Source organism: Flavobacterium fontis (assembly GCF_900129405.1).
GTDB classification, from domain to species: domain Bacteria; phylum Bacteroidota; class Bacteroidia; order Flavobacteriales; family Flavobacteriaceae; genus Flavobacterium; species Flavobacterium fontis.
This window is the reverse complement of sequence record NZ_FQVQ01000019.1, coordinates 1-20,557: the sequence shown is the minus strand read 5'-3', so window position 1 is coordinate 20,557 and position 20,557 is coordinate 1. Positions and strand designations below refer to the sequence as shown.

Below are 20,557 nucleotides of genomic sequence, written 5' to 3'. Positions count from 1 at the left end.
TTTACCCTGTTTATGAGAGTTGACAAATACTTGTGGTGTGTGCGCTACTACAAATCCCGAAACTTGGCTACGGAAGCTTGCAAAAAAAATCAAGTTCAGGTCAATGGGCAGGTTGCCAAAGCCTCCCGTGAAGTGTATCCCGGCGACCGAATTCAGTTTCGCAAAGACCAAATTCAATACCAAATTAGCGTATTGGATCTCCCTCCAAATCGGGTAGGTGCCAAACTTACCGACATATATCGCAAAGATGATACACCGGCGGAAGCTTTTGCCCATTTGGAAATGCTCAAACTCTCCAAAGAACACTACCGAAAAACAGGAGTAGGTCGCCCTACCAAAAAGGACCGCCGCGACTTGGACGAACTCACGAATGATGCTTGGGATGATGAAGATACTGACGAATAAATACTGGCAAGAACGCTATGAAAAAGGCGATACGGGTTGGGACATGGGGGCTCCCTCCCCGCCCTTGACAGCCTATTTGGATCAAGTTGAGGATAAAAATAAAGCGCTACTCATTCCTGGAGCCGGTCATGGGTATGAATTAGAGTATGCGTTATCCCTCGGATTTACCAACATCACCGTATTGGATTATGCAGAAGCTCCATTGCAAGCGATTCGAAATCGCCTGGCTCAAAATGAGTGCTTTCGATTGGTGCAATCCGATTTTTTCGACCATCAAGATTCCTATGATTTGATTTTAGAACAAACCTTTTTTTGTGCGCTTTCGCCTTCCTTACGCAATGATTATGTGACGCACATGCATCGGTTGTTGAAATCGGGAGGCAAATTGGTCGGACTTTTATTTCAATTCCCACTAACCGAATCGGGACCGCCTTTTGGGGGATCGGCTACAGAATATTTGGAACGATTTGAACCTTTGTTTTCAATTCAAACCCTAGAAACGTGCTACAACTCGATTCCACCTCGTCAAGGAAACGAACTCTTTTTTATCTTTAACAAAAAATAACACAACTGTCTCATGAACGAGCACCGCATTTTGGACCACCAACAAATTGAGCATACATTAAAGCGTATTGCCTATCAAATTTATGAAACCTTTGTTTCAGAAGAACATATCGTACTTGCGGGAATAGCCTCCAACGGGTATATCCTTGCCCAACGATTGGGCGCTATTTTGGAGTCGATTTCGCCCTTAAAAGTAGAATTGTGTGCGGTGAACATGAATAAACAAGCTCCTTTAGAACCCATCACAACCTCTTTGGCACCCGAGCAGTATGCACACAAAGGAATTGTAGTGGTTGATGATGTTTTAAACTCGGGAAGCACGCTGATGTATGGCGTAAAACACTTTTTAAATGTGCCTGTAAAAAAATGTAAAACGGTTGTACTTGTCGATCGTAATCACAAAAACTATCCGATAAAAGTAGACTTTAAGGGGATTTCGCTGTCGACTTCCTTACAGGAACATGTGACCGTCGTTTTGGAAAAAGAATCATACGCCTTTTTGAGCTAACCACTGGCGAATCTCCATCACGATTTCCTCGGGAGTCTTCCCGTCAATAGGAACAATGAAACGCGACTGAAGATAATAGTAATTGCGGTCAAACAAATGCTTGGCAATGTATTCTTCGAGTTCAGCCTCAGGCAGGTTTTGAATAAGAGGTCGCTGTGCTTTTTGCGATTGTAAGCGCTGGGCCAAAGTGGCCACACTGCCTTTAAGGTATACCGAATACACGTGCTCGCGTTGCAACCATTCGTGATGATTGTAATAACAAGGCGTTCCTCCCCCTGTGCTCATGACAAATGAATCAGGGGACTGCATCCATTGTTCAAAAGAGTGATGTTCTAACTTTCGAAAAGCCAATTCCCCTTTTTCGGCAAACAGCGTAGGTATAGAAATTCCTGCGGCAGCTTCAATTTCGAAATCAAGCTCCACCAAAGCACAACCCAATTGTTGGGCCAACAACGCGCCAATGGTGGACTTACCCGACCCCATATACCCTGTTAAAACGACTTTAAACATAGACTAAATCCTTAGCAATTAAGGTCTTAAGTTACGAACTGAAAAAAAGGTAAATTTATAATAAAATTGGTTTGAAAAATTAATTAAATCGCCTTATATTTGCACCCGCATTCAAGAAATGTGAACGACTCGATAGCTCAGTTGGTAGAGCACAACACTTTTAATGTTGGGGTCCTGGGTTCGAGCCCCAGTCGGGTCACTACGACCCTTAGTCGAAAACTCTTGAAATGCATTGACTCGATAGCTCAGTTGGTAGAGCACAACACTTTTAATGTTGGGGTCCTGGGTTCGAGCCCCAGTCGGGTCACAAAAGAGACGTTGCGTGCAACGTCTTTATTGTTTTTTTAGGCCACGTGGAGAAATTGGTAGACTCGCCATCTTGAGGGGGTGGTGCTGCAAGGCGTATGGGTTCGAATCCCATCGTGGTCACGAATAAATAAAAATCCCCAAAACGAATGAAAATTTATTTTCAAATTCGTTTTGGGGATTTTTATTTTCAAAGCGGAGCTTTGTGGGAACAACGAAGTTGAATCCCATTCGTGGTAATGTTGTTTGAAAGTCTATTTTCAACAAGTTTCATTCAAAGCGGAGCTTTGTGGGAACAACGAATTTGAATCCCATTCGTGGTAATGTTGTTTGAAAGTCTATTTTCAACAAGTTTCATTCAAAGCGGAGCTTTGTGGGAACAACGAAGTTGAATCCCATTCGTGGTAATGTTGTTTGAAAGTCAATTCTCACCAAGTTTCATTCAAAGCAAAGCCCTTCGGAAACAACGAAGTTGAATCCCATTCGTTGCAATGTTGTTTGAAAGTCTATTCTCACCAAGTTTCATTCAAAGCGGAGCTTTGTGGGAACAACGTAGTTGAATCCCATTCGGGATATTCAATCCAAAGCTCCCTTAATACTTATGAAAAGCGAAGTTCCATGTTACATATAAAAACGAAGCTGTTTTCCATCCATGGAACAACCATCGATTTTTGCAAATGCTTTCTTTTTCAACAAAAATTTTAACCAAAAACGAATTAAAAACACCTTTGCGAAGGCAATTCGAATAAAATTGTCATAAAATATTTTTTTGTTTAATAATTTTAGTACTTTTGTTAAACAAAATAACACAATTATGAACAGTGTCAAAAATACATTCAGTATCAAAGACTTGGAAAATCTTTCCGGGATCAAGGCCCATACCATTCGTATTTGGGAAAAGCGATACAATGTTTTTGAGCCTACACGAACTGACACAAACATTCGTCTTTACGACATCAAAGCCCTACAAAAATTATTAAACATCACACTTCTTCACGACTACGGTTACAAAATTTCAAAAATATCCAAACTGAGTGACGAAGAAATCAAAGCCAAAGTGCGGGGCATCGTTTCTGAAAAAAGTGCAAAACATCATGCCATTAGTTCGTTTAAAATGGCAATGATGAATTTTGACCAAAAGCTCTTTTTTGAAACCTATGACGAACTTTTGTCGGAAAAGAACTTCAACGAAGTCTTCTTCGAAGTTTTTATTCCCCTCATGGAAGAATTGGGAGAATTATGGCAGTCCGATACCATTACCCCTGCCCACGAACACTTCATTAGCTACTTAATAAAACTCAAATTACTCATAAATACAGAGGAAGTCATCAAAAAACCTGCGCTTTTTGACGATAAAACCTTTGTTTTATTCTTACCTTTAAACGAAATTCACGAATTGGGTCTGATGTACCTGAACTACGAACTCAACTACCGCGGTTATTCTACCGTGTATTTGGGCGAAAGTGTTCCCGTTGAAAATTTAGCCGATCTTAAAAAATACTTTAACAACATCGTATGTATTGGCTACATCACCGTAGAACCCGACAAAGAACATGTGAATGATTACGTTCAAACCTTACAAAATACCGTTTTGGAAGACGCCAACGAGGTATGGCTCATCGGACGAATGACCGAAAATATAAGTCCTCGCGTAGTTAACCCCAAAACCAAAATTTTCAAATCGATAACCGAATTGCTCGGCGAATTGTAAAATTTTCTTAAGAAGTTAATGTTGTTTAACTTTTTTATATATTTGTTAAACAATATGAGAAAAGAAATTGCTATCCTCGGATCCGGGTTTTCATCCCTCGCTGCCGCGTGCTACTTAGCACAACAAGGGCACGCTGTAACCATTTACGAAAAAAATAATACCGTTGGCGGTCGGGCGAGACAGCTCAAACGAGATGGTTTTACTTTTGACATTGGCCCCACATGGTATTGGATGCCTGATGTCTTTGAACGCTTCTTTGCCGATTTTGGTAAAAAACCATCGGATTACTACACCCTAATAAAATTAAATCCTGCCTATCAAGTATACTTTGGTATACGCGATTTCATCACAATCAGTGATAATCTAGAAGATATTGCAGCCACCTTTGAAGCGGAAGAAAAAGGAAGCGGTGAAATCTTGAAAAAATTCATGAAAGAAGCGCAAAGTAACTATGACATTGCGATCAAAGATTTGGTTTACCGTCCCGGAGAATCCCCGCTTGAGCTTGTCACCCTAGAGACGGCAACCCGTGTAGGACAGTTTTTCAGCAACATTTCACGCGACATTCGTAAACGCTTTAAAAACCCCAAACTTATCTCCATTTTAGAGTTCCCGGTATTGTTTTTGGGCGCAAAACCCTCTGACACTCCATCCTTTTATAGCTTTATGAACTTTGCCGATTTTGGTTTGGGAACATGGCATCCGAAAAACGGTATGTATTCGGTGATTCAAGGTATGGAAAAGTTAGCGCGCGAATTGGGCGTTACGATCATTACCAATGCCCCTGTGGAAAAAATTGAAGTTGTAGAAAAAAAAGCGACAGGTATCCGAATAAATGGTACCTTTACCAAAGCCGATATTGTCGTTTCGGGGGCTGATTACCATCATACAGAACAATTGTTGGAACCCGCCTACCGCGCTTATTCAGAATCGTATTGGGAAAACCGAACCTTTGCCCCTTCATCGTTATTGTTTTATGTGGGGTTGAATAAAAAATTACGCAACGTTGAGCACCATAGTTTGTTTTTTGACGTTGATTTTAATGCGCATGCGGCATCGATTTACGATCATCCTGAGTGGCCCAAAGAACCTCTGTTTTATGCAAGTTTTCCTTCAAAAACAGACTCTAATGTGGCGCCCGAGGGACATGAAGCCGCCATCTTCCTGATACCTTTAGCCCCTGGTTTGGAGGATACCGAAGTGTTGCGCAATACCTATTTTGAAAAAATTATCACCCGTTTGGAACAGTTAACCGAACAACCGGTGAGAGAACATATCCTGTTTAAAGAATCCTTCTGTGTGAATGACTTTATCAAAGAATATAATTCATACAAAGGCAATGCGTACGGCATGGCAAATACGCTTTTGCAAACGGCATTTTTACGACCCAAATTACGCAGCCGCAAAGTGAAACAGCTTTATTTCACTGGCCAGCTTACCGTACCGGGCCCCGGAGTACCGCCCTCGTTAATTTCAGGGAAACTGGTGGCAGAATTGATTGCAAAATACAACTAAATAGACCAACAAGTTATGAAATCGCTGTTTGATCAGGTATCCCACGAATGCAGTCGCACGACCACCAAGGCGTACAGTACGTCCTTTTCGACTGCAGTAAAAATGTTGGCTCCCACCATCCGCCAAGACATTTACAACATTTACGGTTTCGTCCGTTTTGCCGATGAAATTGTGGACACTTTTCACGATTACGACAAGGCCACTTTGTTTGCGCGCTTTGAATCCGACCTTGAACATGCTCTCGAAGATCGCATTAGTTTAAATCCTATTTTGAATTCGTTTCAACGCACGGTACATCAATACAACATTCCACGTCATTTGATTGCCGCCTTTATGAAGAGTATGAAAATGGATTTGCACAAAAGCAAGTACCACACTTATTCAGAGTACCAAGAGTACATTTATGGATCAGCCGATGTGGTCGGGCTCATGTGCTTAATGGTTTTTGTCAATGGCGATGAACAAAAATACAACGAACTCAAAGATGCCGCGATGCGTCTTGGTTCGGCGTTTCAAAAAGTAAATTTCTTACGCGACTTAAAAGCCGATTTTGAAGATTTAAGTCGCACCTATTTCCCGAATACCGATTTAACCCAATTGGATGAGGCTTCAAAAGCCGAGATTATTCGCGACATTGAAGCCGATTTTGAAGCTGCTTATGCAGGCATCATCAAATTACCCATGGAAGCAAAATTTGGAGTTTATACAGCCTACATTTATTACAAAAAGCTGTTGACCAAGTTAAAACGAACGCCCTCGATGGAAATTCGTTCCACCCGTATTCGCGTACCCGATTACCAAAAAATTGGCTTATTGGCCAAATGTTATGTCAATTATCGATTAAATATTTTATAAGTATGGGATTGCATATTCTCGTTTTCTTTTTAACGTTTTTCATGATGGAATTTATGGCATGGTTTACCCATAAATATGTCATGCACGGTTTTTTATGGTCTTTACATGCCGATCATCACAAAAAAGACCACGATTCATGGTTTGAACGCAACGATGCTTTCTTCATTTTTTATGCCGTGGTAAGTATGGGCTTTTTCTTGCTTTGGCAAAACAATATCTTATCGATTGGATTAGCCATCGGATTAGGTATTTTTGCCTACGGACTGGCGTACTTTTTGGTTCATGACATTTTTATTCATCAACGTTTTAAGTTATTCCGAAACGCCAACAATCGCTATGCAAAAGCGGTGCGTCGGGCACACAAAATGCACCACAAACACATCGGAAAAGAAGATGGCGAATGTTTTGGAATGCTCATTGTTCCTTTAAAATATTTCAAAAAATAAAAAAATCCCGGTTCGTTGCGAATCGGGATTTTTTTTCACTAACTCCAAACCTTTACGGTTTCAATATTTGCTGCAACGGTTGCAACTGCTGCATGTTTAATTCTGAATTTTGCAACACCGACAAAAACGTCATGGCATCGGCGGGATTCATATCGTCGCCTAATATTCGGATAACGGTCAAACCACCTCCCGTTTTACTCCCAAAAAGTACAATCTCATCCACCTTATCCTCTTCGCCCACTATACTGATGGATCCGCCTTCTTTACCCGATCCGAAATGCATTAACTCGGCATAGGCTGTGGTATCTTTTAGGATTGTCCGAACGGTTTGAAATTCTCGCTCCAACTGCTTGGGTTGCTTCGGATCGGCTTTGTAAAATAAGACATTCAACTTTTTGAAAGTCTTCAAAACCCGTTTTTGTTCGGGGGTCAAAGAAGCTTTATCGGTATTGATAATACTCGAAGGAACGTCAAAAACACTAAAACCCGGTTGTTGTTGTTTCCCAACAAAATAGTTTTGCATGGTAGGTTCTGATTGGCAACCAAAAAGAATCACACTCAAAACAAAAGCGACGGTGATTACAGTTTTCATACACTTCAAACTTCTACGGTTACTTCTTTCCGGCTTTTTCAAGGGCTTCCCCACCAGGCAAATTCATTTTCTCGGTCAAGGTCGACAGTTCATCCAAATCAAAGGTTCCGGTTAACGACATTAATACCGATTCTTCTTTCCCCGAGCCTTCAATGAACATTAAGAGTTCTTTGACTTGCGATTCGTTGGCGCCTGAGCGTACATAAATACGCACGGACTTTCCTTTCTCGGTAACCCGCATAAGCTCTTCCAAGCCCGCACTTTTGATGTGTTTTAGGGCTTCCGCTTTCATTTCGGTGGCGCGTTTGGTGTTGGCTGTCATGAAGACTTTTAGGTTGTCTAATTTTTTGATTAAGGCTAAAAATTGCTGTCCCTCTTTGTCTTTCACTTCCATTTTGGCCATCAAGGCAAACATTTTTTTGTTGACAATGACGGCGCGAATGTCCTCTTGATTGTCAAACTTTTCAAAAGCTGACTGCGCAGTTCCCGATTGAACGGCAAATACAACCATAAGAAGCATTGCAAATTGCTTCATGCGTTGAACGGATTTAATTACACTTGTTTTCATACGATTCGTTTTTTGATGATGATTATTGTTTAAAAATTTGATTCTTTGAATTTTCGTATTCTTTCAAATACCCCATACTTTCAATACCGGTATTCAAATGACCCGATACCATTGCCAAAGCCTCTTGGGTAGCTGCATAGGCTTCTTCAGGAGTGTCATAGGTTCCCAACTCGGTTTGGGCAAGGGCTTGAGGGGCATCCGACGGTGAATTCCACGTCATAAAACCAATTCCAAGCATGACCACTACACTCGCCGCAACCAACCATCCGATAAAGACATTGCGTCTTGATTTGAGTTGAATAGGCGGCGTCATTCGTTCTTGTTTGGCTTGGGCAAAATACCCAAACAAGGATCGATAGGATTCCAAATGAGGCGGCACGTTTGTCCCTTGAAAGAATGTTTTCAAGGTTTGCTCCTCTTCTAGCGTGGTCAGTCCTTCAAAATAACGCTCCAAAAGCGCTTCTATCTTATTCCATTCCATAATGATGTACTTGTGTCATTCGTTCACGTAATGTTTTTCTAGCGCGGGATAAAGCCACCCGCACGGCGGTCTCATTCATCTCCAAAATAGCGGCGATTTCGGCATAATCATAATCCTCTACTTCCCGCATTTGAAGAATCATGCGTTGTTGTTCTGGCAATTCTTGCATGACTTTCTCTACCCATTGTAAGCTATCGCTATCTTCCAGTTGCTGCTGTAATCCCGCTTGCCGATCGTGGTAATTGGTATGCACCAACTGTAAATTCCCAGCACGCTTCGACTTCAACTGATCCAAACAATAGTTTTTGGTCATGGTCATCGCCATCGCCTCGACACTCTTCAATTCCTTAAGGGTATTTTGCTTGGTCCACAACTTCACCATGACTTCTTGCGTAGCATCTTCAGCCTCCTCGGTACTCACCAACAACCGCTTGGCCAGACGAAATACTTTGTCTTTAAACGGTGTAATTAAGGCTACAAATTCGTGCTGTTGCATCGGAATACCGGGTTTATAAAAGGAAGACGAACTACCTTCCGTGTTGTTACAAAGTAACGTTACATTTTTTTCAAAAAAAAAGCTCCCCCTTGAAAATCAAGGAGGAGCCGTAGGTTTTGAGGTAAAAAAAATTACAGATTCAAATTCAATCCCAAGCTAAAATTACGCCCTCGAGTCGTATACCCGATGGTTTCGGTAAAGTTGGCATTCTGTATATTGGTCACGGCGGCAAAAAGGGTGAGTTGGTTTTTGAATACCTCATATTTTACCAAACCATTAAACAAGCGGTAGGCACTCAAATCAACAGCTGTGGTGGCAAAAGTTGCGCCATCAAAAAACAAATCCCTGCGGGTATCAACATATTGATAGTTGACATTGATAAACCAACGCGAAGAGGGAGTAACATCCAATCCGATGTTGGCTTTGTGTTTCGGAATCAAACGATTCAACGCTTCATCGACTTGGGTAAAGGTATAATTGGCGGTTAGGTGTACTTTTTTATGTACTTGCCAAACCACATCCGCTTCAACCCCACGCGCCTTGTTTAGTCCCGTGATGTTGATATAATTCGAATTAAACGTTACCGGGTCGGTAAAAAAGCCAAAACTATCGACTTGCTCTCGGTAAAAACCGACTGCACTGACCCGTAATTTTTTCTGTAAAAACTGAGCTTCAGCGCCCAACTCCGCGGTAAGATTTGTTTCGGGTTTTAATTGTGTATTTCCAAAAGGGGAATACAATTGAAACAAACTAGGCGTGACAAAAGCGGTACTCAACGACGAAATTAGTTTTACAGGGAATGCCTTCAATTGGTATGAGGGATTAATATTATACACCACGTTGTTGCCGTATTCGCTGTGGTGGTTCCAACGGGCACCCGCGTTTAAATTTCCACCCCAAGCGGTTGTCCAAACCAAGGTGAGGTACGGATCGATAAGGGCAAACTTTGTCGCCTCTCTCCGTTGTGCTCCAAAGGGCGTTTGGGTTTGCATGTCGTGAAACTGGTACTGTGTTCCCGCCACGAGGTAGAGCTTATCGGTGAGTTGGTATTTGGAAAACAAATCGACATTCACCGAACGTCCAGCGTACTCAGAAGCATCAGTGGTTCCCGACCAGGCATTGAATTCATCGTAACGACGTACGATTTTGGAGTAGGCCGCGATCAATTTTAACTCCCCTTTGCGAAACGACAGTGTTGGTGTAAATCCCCAACGGGTTTGCTCTGAAGTCGTTGTATTGATGGGAGTGTCACCGGTGCCCGTGTTGTCAAACGCTTGGTCGTAATCATTGGCAATGCGATCGACCTGTGCAAAGGCTTCCCAACGGAAACGCGAGGAAACTTTATAGCCAAATTTTCCGTGATAATTCAAACGTGAAAAACGGTCCTCCTCATAGGTTTGTCCCACAGGGGGCGCCAATTGCGAGAGGTTGCCCGACTCCGTACTGTTTACTCCGGCTTGATACGTGACCTTGCCCGAAGTTCCATTGACCGAAAATCCTTGGTTGAACTCCTGCCCGTTGATCGTACTTTGTGCCGCTGAATTGTTGGAGCCGATATTAAAATACGCCTGCCCTTGGAGCGCTTTTTTACCCGCTCCTTTGGTGGTAATGTTGATCACAGCCGTAGCGGCTCCCGTACCGTAAAGCGTACTGGCAGCACCTTTCATGATTTCGATACTTTCGATTTGATCGACGGCTAGCAACCGTAAGTCAAATTCAAAACTGATGCCCGAAGGATCGGTAACAGGTACGCCATCGATAACAATTAAAACTTGCTGATTGCGACCGCCGCGAACATAGTAGCCTAAGTTTTTACCGTTGGCACTTTGATTGCCATTGATTTCAACTCCCGCCACGGTAGAGAGCACTTGCGCCAAGGTTTGTCCCTTGCGCTGCTCTAAAGATTCGCGTGAAATTTTGACAATGACTTTTCCTGATTTTTCTTTGCGTTGTGCAAATTTGGTGTCAGAAATCACCACTTCATCCAATTGATTCACACGGGTTGAATCGGATTGCTGCGCATACGACACAGCCGATACCCATGCCGTCAAAGCACAGATACCCCAAAGGTTTTTTTTCATTTTTTTTAATTCCCTTAATGAATAAATACTGGGGAAAAAAGTATAGAATTACCCATACCCAAACTTTTATTCCCGAAAGTTTGATACTCCACGTATTGAGGCAGGTCTCCTGGCTTGCGTCTTGTTTTTTACCTTCTCACTCCCGAAAGAGCAATGGCTTTGTAGTAAAAACAAGCTTAGTAGCATACAGTTGCGGGTACAGCTCAGGATTTGATCGATAATTTAAAATTTACAATTCAAAATTTGAAATAATCATTCGTACCTGATTCCCTTTTAATGTGTGTACACAACCGTGTACAAACAACCTAAATACGGGCGCAAAGGTACACGAATAATTGAAAAGTAAAAATCTTGTCGGACTTTTTCATCGCCCCGTATTGCCCACGGCACTAAAACTTCAAAAGGAACGCTTTTGGGGTAAAAACAAACCCATTCATGCTTCACTTTTCCCCTTTTTTCTTCTGCTTTACATACCCTTTTAGCCCAAAACACAACCCATTCAACAACACTATTTCCCTTTAAACTCCTGAATAACAAGCCCATTAAAAAAGGCCAAAATAAAAGCGTTAAATTATTTGGAATTATTCTAAATAGAGCTTTACATTTGCATTGTTTAGAATTAGTCTATTTAAATATAATAACAATGAAACCACTTTTTTTAGGACTTGCACTGGGCTTGACGTCGTTTGTAAGTGCGCAAAATCCCCAGGATGCCAAAGCCATTCAATCGATGTGTGGCTGCTATGAAATCAAATTCAACTTCGCCGAAACCTTTGCCTACCCCAAGGATTCGGTGTCGTACAAACCGTCGCCCGTGAAACATGAAACGGCTTTGGAATGGGCCGTTCTCATTGAAGACCAACCGCGAAAAAAATCCATCCAACACCTCTTGATTGTGGGACGCGGTATGATTGTTAAACATTGGCGCCAAGATTGGACGTTTGAAAACCAACGCTTCTATACCTACAATGGGTTTAACGATTGGACGTTCAAAACGGTACCTGCCCAATCGGTAAAAGGACAATGGACCCAAAGCGTCTTTGAAGTCGATGACAAGCCGCGTTACACCGGGAGTGCCTCTTGGATTCATGTTGACGGTCGCGATTTTTGGCAAAATACCACCGATGCGCCCCTACCCCGCAGGGAATATACCCAACGCAGCGATTACAACATTACCCGCCGCTTGAACACCGTTGAACTTACGCCTTACGGTTGGGTACACAACCAAGACAACGACAAAATCATCAAAGAAACCTCGGGCGAAACCTATGTCTTGGCCCAAGAAAAAGGGTACAACACCTACACCAAAGTCGATGACTCCCGTTGTGAAGCCGCCCAAAAATGGTGGAACGAACACCAAGGCTTCTGGAAAAAAGTAAGAGCGAAATGGGACGCCGAATACGCCAAAAACAAAGACCTAAAACTGCGACCCGAAGTTGAGGGAAAACCCTTGCACGTGCATTTGCAAGCGCTCAAACCCGACGCAAAACAAGAGGAAATCAATACCATTATTGACCGTTTTATCATTTCCTAATGAAAAAAAGGGGCTACATCGTAGGAAGTATATGTGGGGCGTTGATGCATTCCTTCGGGGGTGCGCAAACTCCCCAAGATACCTTGACCACACACACCCTAGAAGAGGTGGTGGTCACGGGAACGCGTACCTCACGTAAGGTAGCCACCCTCCCTTTGCCCGTGCAAATTATCACCGCGGCACAAATTCAAAAATCAGGGGTGAGTCGCCTGAACGAAATCATTCAAGAGCAAACAGGCTTACTCATGGTTCCCGATTTTGGCGGCGGCGAAGGCATACAGTTGCAAGGACTCGATGCGGCCTATGTTCAAATTCTCATCGACGGCCAACCGCTGATGGGACGCCGCGCAGGAACCCTCGATTTGAGTCGCATCACGGTGCATAATATCGAACGGATTGAAATTGTTAAAGGGGCTTCATCGAGTTTGTACGGCTCCGAAGCCCTCGCTGGGGTCGTCAATATTATTACCAAAAAAACGCCCTTAGACGCCCCATTACAAGGCAATATCCTGTACCGAGCGGCCTCTTTTGACACCCATGATGTAGCAACTTCGTTTACCTATGGAAAGAAAAAAGTGGGCGTGGAATGGTTTGCAAATTATTTCAAAACGCAAGGTTACGCCCTTGTGCCTAACGCCTTTCAACAAACCGTGGAACCCTACTACAACCTGACGCTGCAACCGAAAATACGCCTGCACCTTTCCGATCGATTTCACGGCCAATGGAGCACCCGCCTTTTTCACCAAGAACAAGTGTATAAGGCGGTCATCAATGCCGAACCCTTACGCGGATTGAGTCGGCAATTGGAATGGAACGTCTCGGGGTTGTTTCACCATCAATTGACCTCCCAGATGAAACTGATTTATGATTTGTATGCCACCCGATACCAAGCCGACGAGTTCTTGAATCAAAACAACGGCCAACGGGTAGAAACCACCACTTTTGACCAATGGTTTTACCGGCCCGAAGTGCGCTGGCATGGCCAATGGGGCAAACACCGATTTACGTCGGGGGTGGGCATGATGCAGGAATCGCTCGATCGCACCTATTTTAAGGAACAAGTGGCGCTTCAATCGTATTATGTGTTGGGCCAATGGGAAGGCTACTTGGGGGCTTCATGGAACGTCTTGGCCGGATTCCGGTACGACCGTCATTTTCAATATCCCTCGCAATGGAGTCCCAAACTCGCCTTCAACTACCGTTGGAACGATCATTTTTCGCTAAAAATCGCAGCGGGGTATGGCTACAAAGCGCCCGACTTACGGCAGTTGTATTTCAATTTTACCAATGCCACCGTGGGCTATGCCGTGTTGGGGTATAACGTAGTCGCCGCGCAATTGGCTGCGTTGCAAAATCAAGGGCAGCTGTTGTTTGTGTACCCGATTGATTTATCGGAGCCTTTACAACCCGAACGGTCCTTCAACCTCAACTGGGGAGGCTATTACCAAAAAGAGCGGTTTACGTTGGAGTACAACCTGTTTTACAACCGCATTCGCGACCTGATCGATACCCGAGCCGTAGCGCAGCAAACCAACGGGCAAAATGTGTTTTCGTACTTCAACGTGGATCAAATTTTTACCTATGGGTTGGAACTCAATTGCCAGTATACCCTAAAAAACGGCCTCCACCTCGCGGCAGGATACCAATACCTCATCGCCAAAGATCAATCGGTGGTGGACCGTATTGAACGGGGGGAAGTTTTTGCCCGTGACCCGGTTACCTTAAGTACGTTTGCCCTTCGGTCGCAGGATTATGTAGGACTCTTCAACCGCTCCCAGCACACGGCCAACGTGAAAGTACGGTACCGCCTTCCGCGATGGAAAACCGAAATCCTTACGCGCCTGCTGTACCGCAGCAAATACGGGGTTTTTGACACCAACGGCAATGCCATCTTGGACCGCTACGACGATTTTGTGCAAGGTTTTTTTCAAACCAACCTGACCCTGACCCAGGAATTTACCTCCAAAATTAACCTACAACTCGGCGTCAACAATGCCTTTGATTATACCGACGCGGCCAACATCCCGAACCTTCCCGGACGGCAATGGTTTGCACGGATTCACTATCAATTTTAAAAATAAATATTAATACACTTTACCTTTATGAAAACGACCTCTTTTATGACCTCATGGGCCTTGATTTTAGTGCTTGGCCTATTTACCGCCTGCTCCGACGACGAAACCACTCCGGCTTCCACGGCTTTGGAAACCAAAACGTTTACCAACTTGCATGCGCCACAAACGGGCGGCCAGGGGCAACCGGTGGGCGGAGCGTTTACCAAATTTAGTTTTGCCCAAAACGCCGTAGTGACCGACGATAGCTGGGACATTGCGTTTCGCGGCACCACCTTGTTGGTCAACGGCGGAAGTGCTATTGGAATCACCGACGAACCCGCGCGTACGGGCAATGGAGCGGTGAGTATCGTGAACAATACCTTGGCGGGCGTCACTGCGGTACCGGCTAGTACGAGCTTTGTGCAAGATGCGGCAGGAAGTTATGCGATCCCCACGGGCAGTGGACAAGGATGGTATACGTACAACAGCAGTACCAATTTGGTCACCCCTATTGCGGGTAAAATTTTGGTGGTGCGCACCCACGACGGGAAGTATGCCAAGATGGAAATTTTAAGTTACTACAAAGACGCCCCTGCCAACCCCGATGCCACCTCCCTGGGTCGTTACTACACCTTCCGTTTTGTGTACCAACCCAACGGAACCACCTTTTAATCCCATTTCCTCACTATTTTGTTTGCCTACTCCCCGGAACACCCCGCGTGCCCTCCGGGGATTGGTTTTTAAGCCCCCAGCCCCCAAAGGGGGAATATTCGTTAGCTATTGGAATTTGGAATTTTACATATTGGAATTTACCATTGTCATTGCTATTGTTATTGATATTGAAATTGAAAGCCCGTAAGAACATATTTACAAATAAGCAACCCCCACCCCTACCGCGCTGCTTTTTGTGGCCGTTGCGTTCCCGCCGCCTCTTGTGGAACCCCTTGAATTTCAAGCCCTCCGGAAAAACACCCTCAACGCTGCGGAAAAATACTCCAAAAAACAGGTAAAAACCCTGAGGGCAGAAAGTGACGATTTTTTTATTTTGGGGGGAATAAGTAGGACTTTTAAGTACTTAGCAGAACGTTAGTGGCAAGGCTATGACGAACACCGTAAACAGACATACAGACAACAAAATAATCAAATTATGAATAATACAATAACAGTTTTACCAATCGAAGAAATGAGAATAGTTAAGAGAATTGACCTCTTGACCCAAAACAAAAACAATATTGAAATCCGAATTGGCTTTATTGTTTATGAAAGAGAATTTAGTCCCGACTACAAGTTTGTCGAAAAGAAAAAAGATGAGAAAGACTTTTTGTATTTATCAACATACCCAAAACAAGAAGATTACCCTAGCGATGAAATTGACGAATTAATTTTATCAAGCATTAAAAATACATTTTCAAATGCTCGAATACATAGCGAACTTTTGTTTTCATCTTTTGACACCGATAATTTAAAGCGACTTATAGAAAGACCAAATGAAAAAGCCAATTTCATTGTAAGACCTGAGTTTTATGGACAGGATTTGGCATTTCTTGTAGGCAAGTCTTTTAATGCTTTTTTCAAAAATATAAATGTTTATGTTGACGGTTCTTCAGAATTGATAAAACATTTAACCTTTAACGGCTATTGCAAATTTGAAAATCACGAAGAAGTATATTCAAGACTTGACAAAATAAAATTCTTATAATCTGAACAATGGGATTTTTAGATTGGCTATTGGGAACAGAAGAAACAAAAAAGGAAACTCGAAAAAGGGTGTTTATTAGTTTTGCGATAGAAGACGTTGAATATCGTGACTATTTGGTTGACCAAGCAAGAAAAAAACACTCCCCGTTTGATTTTATTGATATGTCAGTCAAAAAGGAATGGAACCAAAATGAATGGAAGGACAGATGCAGAACAAAAATTAAAAGATGTGATGGTGTAATTGCTTTGTTGAGCAAAAACACTCATAAGGCAGGTGGAGCAAGATGGGAAATGAAATGTGCAAGAGAAGAAGGAGTTAAAATAATAGGTATGCACATAAAGAAAAATGACAGGGGAGCAATTCCGCCAGAGTTACAAGGTAAAAGAGTAATTCTATGGAGTTGGGACAATTTAGAAAAATTCATTAATCAATTATAAAATATGGCAAATCCAAGAGCATTTATCAGTTTTGACTTTGACAACAATAGTGGCGAAAAACTATATTTTGCAGGTCAAGCAAAAAATTCAAGAACACCTTTCAACATTGAAGACTGGTCTTCAAAAACGGCATTACCACAAAAAGAGTGGGAAGCACTAATTGAAGAGAAAATAAACAAGTGTAATTTTCTAATTGTCCTTGTTGGTAAAAAAACTTCTACCGCTACAGGTGTAGTAAAGGAAATTGCATTCGCAAAAAGTCAAAATGTTCCGGTTTTTGGCGTTTATGTTGGCGGGGCTGACGAAACAACAACTTTGCCTACTGGTTTGCAGAGAAATAGAACAATTGCTTGGGAGTGGGTAGCTATTGCCAATGCTATTGACCAAGTTATGAAAGAAGGTAAAAACAAATAATTATGAGAAAAGCATTAGTAGTTGGAATTGATTATTACGAAAACATAAAACCGTTGCACGGTTGCGTTAATGATGCCTATGCTATAAAAGCCGTTCTTGACAGACATAGTGACGGAACAAAAAATTTCGATGCTATCATAGAAATTGCTACTGGACCAAAGGCAACAATAGAAAGAAAGGAATTGAAAAATAAAGTCGAAGAACTTTTTAAGGATAAAAGCGACATTGCTTTATTTTATTTTTCTGGACACGGCTATGTTGAAAGCACGGGTGGATATTTAATTACCTCTGAATGTAAAGATGGGGATGACGGTCTTTCAATGAACGACTTATTAGAAATTGCAAATAGCTCTCCTGCACGAAACAAAATAATCATTCTTGACTGCTGTCATTCGGGTATGGTTGGTAAGACTTCTCAAAAAGAAGATAAATCTATTCTATCAGAAGGACTTACTATTTTGACCGCTTCCAGCGAAACGCAATACGCAATTGAAGAAAATGGCTCAGGAGTTTTCACTACTTTATTTATTGACGCAATGAATGGAAGTGCATCTAATTTAGTAGGCGACATAACACCTGGTAGTATTTACGCACACATTGACCAATCATTAGGTTCTTGGGAGCAAAGACCAATCTTCAAGACAAATGTTACGACATTTACAACATTAAGAAAAGTTCAACCGCCCATTTCACTTTTAGACCTCAAACGCTTGACTGAACTATTTCCAATCAAAGGACAAGACTTTAAACTCGACCCAAGTTTTGAACCCGAAAGCGACAATCCAAATGACGAAAATGTTGCAAAATTCAAGCTCTTACAAAAGTATAATCGAATAAATTTAGTTGTTCCTGTTGACGCTGAACATATGTATTTTGCTGCAATGGAAAACAAGTCATGTAAGCTGACAATACTCGGAGAACACTATTGGAACTTAATATCTAAGGACAGAATATGAGAAGCCCAGCCACTAACACGGGTTTGGCAAAAGTGGCGGTTCAGTGCTCCGCAGACACATTTGCGGTTAATCAAAGTTTGGTTCTCCGCATCAACATTTGTGGTGAAAATCGCCACCTTCGTAAAGCTAGAAAACGTTAACGGCAATTGCCCCGCAGAATCAAGAATCAAACACTAAAACATAATAATGGATCAAATAAAATGCTTCTTAGACTCAATGTCTACATCTGATATAATTAATTCAGTTGTTGCTTTAGCAGCTATAGGGACAATTATTCTAACAATAATGATGATTAGGGAATCAAAATTGATGCGGAAATTTTACACCACTCCTGACATAAATATTTTTTTAGAATTTGCAGAGGCATCTCCTACTCTACTATTTATAGTTATAGAAAATTCTGGAGCTGGAACAGCAATTGATGTAAAATTTGAACTAATTAAAGATTACAATTTTTACAACGATTTTGACACCTTAAAATTGGGTAATAAAGGAATAATTAAAAATGGTGTAAGAAATTTTTATCCTAAACAAAAATTTAGGTACTTTATTTCAAGTTTAGATGGAGATTTTGAAGAAAAATCGTCTGATTCAATAAAGTTAAAACTAAATTACAAACTCGAAAACGGGAAAGAAAATAGCAAGTTTTATGAACTTTACATTGAGGAATATTTAGGTGGTGGAATGTTTACACCTGGTGATACTCATATTAGACAAATATCATATAGATTAGAGCAAATACAAAAAGATTTCAATAAAATAACTTCAATAATTGTATCTGAAAATAAATAAAAGAAAAAATGCTTTTAGGAGTCTGTAACATTAATGCAGCTAACAGGCGTTTGGCAAAATTGCGATTTTTGTTGTAGATTCACATTGATATTTCGCAAGAAATATTTTCTTTATGGAATGTATTCAGTTCCGAAGTTCGAACTGACGCCTAGCATGGAAACTTTAGACGTCATTATAAAACAGACCGAGAAATGGACAATTTTAGACTAAATCACATACAAGTAGAGGACGACTACTACCAAACCGATAATATAAAATTGGTTAATAGCAAATATGACAAAAGCGACAATCATTTTACTTTAATAGTTGGCAACAATGGAACAGGAAAAAGTAGAATTTTAGGAAGTATAGCAAAAGTGTTAAAGGGCGATTTTCGTTCCCGACACTCTGACTTATTTTACTTCTCACAATTTGAAAAAACAATAGAGCCGAAGAAAGTTATTTCCGTTTCTAACAGTCTATCAGACAAATTTCCACTTGACAAATCTTTCAGATATGGTAATGAAATAAATTATAAGAACGAATTCTACAATTATCTTGGGACACGTGGTAGAATGGGTTCATCTTCTAAAACATTAATCAGACGAGCTATAGATATACTATTAGAAAACTACTCAAACAAAAATATTTCTAAATGTTATAGACACGTTTTTGATTATTTAGATTACAAACCATTAATCCCCCGCTCCCGCGCGAATCCCTTCCCCGCTCCCGCGCGAATCCCTTCGCGTGGTAGCAATTACTTTATTGCTCAAACAATTAAATAAAAAGTATTTATTTCCTACCCCCGCTCCCGCGCGAATCCCTTCGCGTGGTAGCAATTACTTTATTGCTCAAACCCCTCTCCCGCTCGAAATGAAATTCGACAAAATCAATCCTTTCGCGTGGCCTATAAAAACAAAAACCGGCATCCCCGCTCCCCCCCGAAATAAAATTCCCCTAACTCAATCCCTTCCCGTGACATAAAAACAAAAAAAACCGGCATCTCCGGTTTTTTTTATGTCTTTTTGAGTAGGGATTCGAGGTAGTGAACTTTCGCCTGAAGCAATTCGATTTCGTGGTTTTTGAGGTGGAGGGTGTTGCGGAGTTCTTTTTCGGCTTGGGTGGTGTAGGGTATTTGGAGTTGTTCGCCCAGGGCCATAAAAAAGTTAAATTTCAAAATGCGGCTAAACCGCCACAGGATCGCGACTTGTATCGAGTGTTGCCGAAAGTAACGGCTAATCGTGGTTTGGTTGACGTCTAAGGCCCGTTGGATGAAGGCTTTTTTGATGCCGAGGGTTTTTACGTGTTGGTTTAAGCGTTGGCCTACGTGTGGCACATCGTCGTCTTGAAGGGTTTGGTATTTTTTGATCGATTTTGGCATAGAAGCTGGATTTTAAATAAACATACGGTACGGCTTTCAAGAAAAGGAACACCCTTTCTATCGTTTACTACGCATCATGCGTAGTGTGAGTACGCTTTTTGCGTAGTGCGACTACGCATCTTGCGTGGTATGACTACGCTTTTTACGTAGTGTGAGTACGCATCTTGCGTAGTATGACTACGCTTTTTGAGTAGTAGGACTACGCATCATGCGTAGTGTGACTACGCTTTTTACGTAGTAATAGTACGCATTTTGAGTAGTGTCACTACG

At 41.9% G+C, this 20,557-nt stretch carries 23 protein-coding genes, 3 tRNA genes and 1 riboswitch; of the genes, 19 read left to right on the top strand and 7 right to left on the bottom strand.

From position 1 onward, the window contains the following. The first annotated feature begins 12 nt into the window (after positions 1–12). Genes BUC17_RS12925 through BUC17_RS12915 form a run of 3 tightly spaced genes read left to right on the top strand, consistent with a single transcriptional unit; the run spans position 13 to position 1,477 of the window. A complete protein-coding gene (locus BUC17_RS12925) occupies positions 13–405 on the top strand; it encodes an RNA-binding S4 domain-containing protein (RefSeq protein WP_073365179.1) in 393 nt (130 codons plus the stop codon). Beyond that, positions 383–970 carry a methyltransferase gene (locus BUC17_RS12920; protein ID WP_317044524.1) on the top strand — a complete coding sequence of 196 codons (588 nt, stop codon included), beginning with the start codon at positions 383–385 and terminating at the stop codon, positions 968–970. The genes BUC17_RS12925 and BUC17_RS12920 overlap by 23 nt, the downstream gene beginning before the upstream one ends. 12 nt (positions 971–982) lie before the next feature. Then, positions 983–1,477 carry a phosphoribosyltransferase family protein gene (locus tag BUC17_RS12915; RefSeq protein WP_073365174.1) on the top strand — a complete coding sequence of 165 codons (495 nt, stop codon included), beginning with the start codon at positions 983–985 and terminating at the stop codon, positions 1,475–1,477. Here the strand turns inward: BUC17_RS12915 and BUC17_RS12910 are convergent. After that, positions 1,457–1,987, bottom strand: coding sequence for a shikimate kinase (locus BUC17_RS12910; RefSeq protein ID WP_073365172.1), 531 nt, complete (start codon positions 1,985–1,987; stop codon positions 1,457–1,459). The two genes, BUC17_RS12915 and BUC17_RS12910, sit on opposite strands and share 21 nt — an antisense overlap. A gap of 126 nt (positions 1,988–2,113) precedes the next feature. On the opposite strand from BUC17_RS12910, the gene BUC17_RS12905 reads away from it, so the two are divergent. From BUC17_RS12905 to BUC17_RS12870, 7 genes are all read left to right on the top strand, one after another. Further along, positions 2,114–2,186 (top strand) — tRNA-Lys (locus tag BUC17_RS12905). Between the two features lie 35 nt (positions 2,187–2,221). After that, positions 2,222–2,294 (top strand) — tRNA-Lys (locus BUC17_RS12900). Between the two features lie 40 nt (positions 2,295–2,334). Then, positions 2,335–2,416, top strand: a tRNA-Leu gene (locus tag BUC17_RS12895). A 691-nt stretch (positions 2,417–3,107) separates the two neighbouring features. Continuing rightward, positions 3,108–4,004: a MerR family transcriptional regulator gene (locus BUC17_RS12885; protein WP_073365169.1), complete on the top strand. Its 897-nt coding sequence runs from the start codon at positions 3,108–3,110 to the stop codon at positions 4,002–4,004. Between the two features lie 54 nt (positions 4,005–4,058). Further along, entirely contained in the window at positions 4,059–5,519 is a 1,461-nt protein-coding gene (locus BUC17_RS12880) for a phytoene desaturase family protein (protein ID WP_073365233.1), read from the top strand. Between the two features lie 15 nt (positions 5,520–5,534). Then, positions 5,535–6,374, top strand: coding sequence for a phytoene/squalene synthase family protein (locus tag BUC17_RS12875; RefSeq protein ID WP_073365167.1), 840 nt, complete (start codon positions 5,535–5,537; stop codon positions 6,372–6,374). Positions 6,375–6,376: 2 nt separating this feature from the next. Next, a complete protein-coding gene (locus BUC17_RS12870; RefSeq protein WP_073365165.1) occupies positions 6,377–6,820 on the top strand; it encodes a sterol desaturase family protein in 444 nt (147 codons plus the stop codon). Between the two features lie 52 nt (positions 6,821–6,872). On the opposite strand, the gene BUC17_RS12865 is transcribed toward BUC17_RS12870, so the two are convergent. The 5 genes from BUC17_RS12865 to BUC17_RS12845 all read right to left on the bottom strand — a co-directional run bounded on the left by BUC17_RS12865 (position 6,873) and on the right by BUC17_RS12845 (position 11,038). After that, the gene (locus BUC17_RS12865; RefSeq protein WP_073365163.1) at positions 6,873–7,412 is read right to left on the bottom strand and encodes a DUF4252 domain-containing protein; all 540 of its coding nucleotides are present in this window, start codon (positions 7,410–7,412) and stop codon (positions 6,873–6,875) included. A gap of 19 nt (positions 7,413–7,431) precedes the next feature. Continuing rightward, positions 7,432–7,980, bottom strand: coding sequence for a DUF4252 domain-containing protein (locus BUC17_RS12860; protein WP_317044523.1), 549 nt, complete (start codon positions 7,978–7,980; stop codon positions 7,432–7,434). 22 nt (positions 7,981–8,002) lie between these two features. After that, positions 8,003–8,461 (bottom strand): hypothetical protein, encoded by a 459-nt coding sequence (locus BUC17_RS12855; protein WP_073365162.1) that lies wholly within the window; start codon positions 8,459–8,461, stop codon positions 8,003–8,005. Then, a complete protein-coding gene (locus BUC17_RS12850; RefSeq protein WP_073365160.1) occupies positions 8,448–8,957 on the bottom strand; it encodes an RNA polymerase sigma factor in 510 nt (169 codons plus the stop codon). The genes BUC17_RS12855 and BUC17_RS12850 overlap by 14 nt, the downstream gene beginning before the upstream one ends. A gap of 131 nt (positions 8,958–9,088) precedes the next feature. Continuing rightward, a complete protein-coding gene (locus tag BUC17_RS12845) occupies positions 9,089–11,038 on the bottom strand; it encodes a TonB-dependent receptor plug domain-containing protein (protein WP_073365158.1) in 1,950 nt (649 codons plus the stop codon). An 82-nt stretch (positions 11,039–11,120) separates the two neighbouring features. Beyond that, a riboswitch (cobalamin riboswitch) is annotated at positions 11,121–11,362 on the bottom strand. 319 nt (positions 11,363–11,681) lie between these two features. Between BUC17_RS12845 and BUC17_RS12840 the strand changes: the two genes are divergently transcribed. The 9 genes from BUC17_RS12840 (at position 11,682) to BUC17_RS12800 (ending at position 19,691) form a co-directional block, all read left to right on the top strand. Beyond that, the gene (locus tag BUC17_RS12840; RefSeq protein ID WP_073365156.1) at positions 11,682–12,572 is read left to right on the top strand and encodes a DUF6607 family protein; all 891 of its coding nucleotides are present in this window, start codon (positions 11,682–11,684) and stop codon (positions 12,570–12,572) included. Continuing rightward, entirely contained in the window at positions 12,572–14,647 is a 2,076-nt protein-coding gene (locus BUC17_RS12835) for a TonB-dependent receptor plug domain-containing protein (protein WP_073365154.1), read from the top strand. Before BUC17_RS12840 ends, BUC17_RS12835 begins: the two co-directional genes overlap by 1 nt. Before the next feature lie 27 nt (positions 14,648–14,674). Then, positions 14,675–15,298, top strand: coding sequence for an HmuY family protein (locus tag BUC17_RS12830; protein ID WP_073365152.1), 624 nt, complete (start codon positions 14,675–14,677; stop codon positions 15,296–15,298). A 475-nt stretch (positions 15,299–15,773) separates the two neighbouring features. Then, the gene (locus tag BUC17_RS12825) at positions 15,774–16,325 is read left to right on the top strand and encodes a hypothetical protein (protein ID WP_143161813.1); all 552 of its coding nucleotides are present in this window, start codon (positions 15,774–15,776) and stop codon (positions 16,323–16,325) included. Positions 16,326–16,333: 8 nt separating this feature from the next. Beyond that, a complete protein-coding gene (locus BUC17_RS12820; protein WP_073365150.1) occupies positions 16,334–16,762 on the top strand; it encodes a TIR domain-containing protein in 429 nt (142 codons plus the stop codon). A gap of 3 nt (positions 16,763–16,765) precedes the next feature. Further along, the gene (locus BUC17_RS12815) at positions 16,766–17,176 is read left to right on the top strand and encodes a TIR domain-containing protein (protein ID WP_073365148.1); all 411 of its coding nucleotides are present in this window, start codon (positions 16,766–16,768) and stop codon (positions 17,174–17,176) included. A gap of 2 nt (positions 17,177–17,178) precedes the next feature. Then, the gene (locus BUC17_RS12810) at positions 17,179–18,132 is read left to right on the top strand and encodes a caspase family protein (RefSeq protein ID WP_073365146.1); all 954 of its coding nucleotides are present in this window, start codon (positions 17,179–17,181) and stop codon (positions 18,130–18,132) included. Between the two features lie 216 nt (positions 18,133–18,348). Next, positions 18,349–18,924 (top strand): hypothetical protein, encoded by a 576-nt coding sequence (locus BUC17_RS12805; RefSeq protein ID WP_073365144.1) that lies wholly within the window; start codon positions 18,349–18,351, stop codon positions 18,922–18,924. Positions 18,925–19,115: 191 nt separating this feature from the next. Further along, the gene (locus BUC17_RS12800) at positions 19,116–19,691 is read left to right on the top strand and encodes a hypothetical protein (protein ID WP_073365142.1); all 576 of its coding nucleotides are present in this window, start codon (positions 19,116–19,118) and stop codon (positions 19,689–19,691) included. Positions 19,692–19,921: 230 nt separating this feature from the next. On the opposite strand, the gene BUC17_RS12790 is transcribed toward BUC17_RS12800, so the two are convergent. After that, positions 19,922–20,287 (bottom strand): hypothetical protein, encoded by a 366-nt coding sequence (locus BUC17_RS12790; RefSeq protein ID WP_073365138.1) that lies wholly within the window; start codon positions 20,285–20,287, stop codon positions 19,922–19,924. Positions 20,288–20,557: the final 270 nt, after the last annotated feature.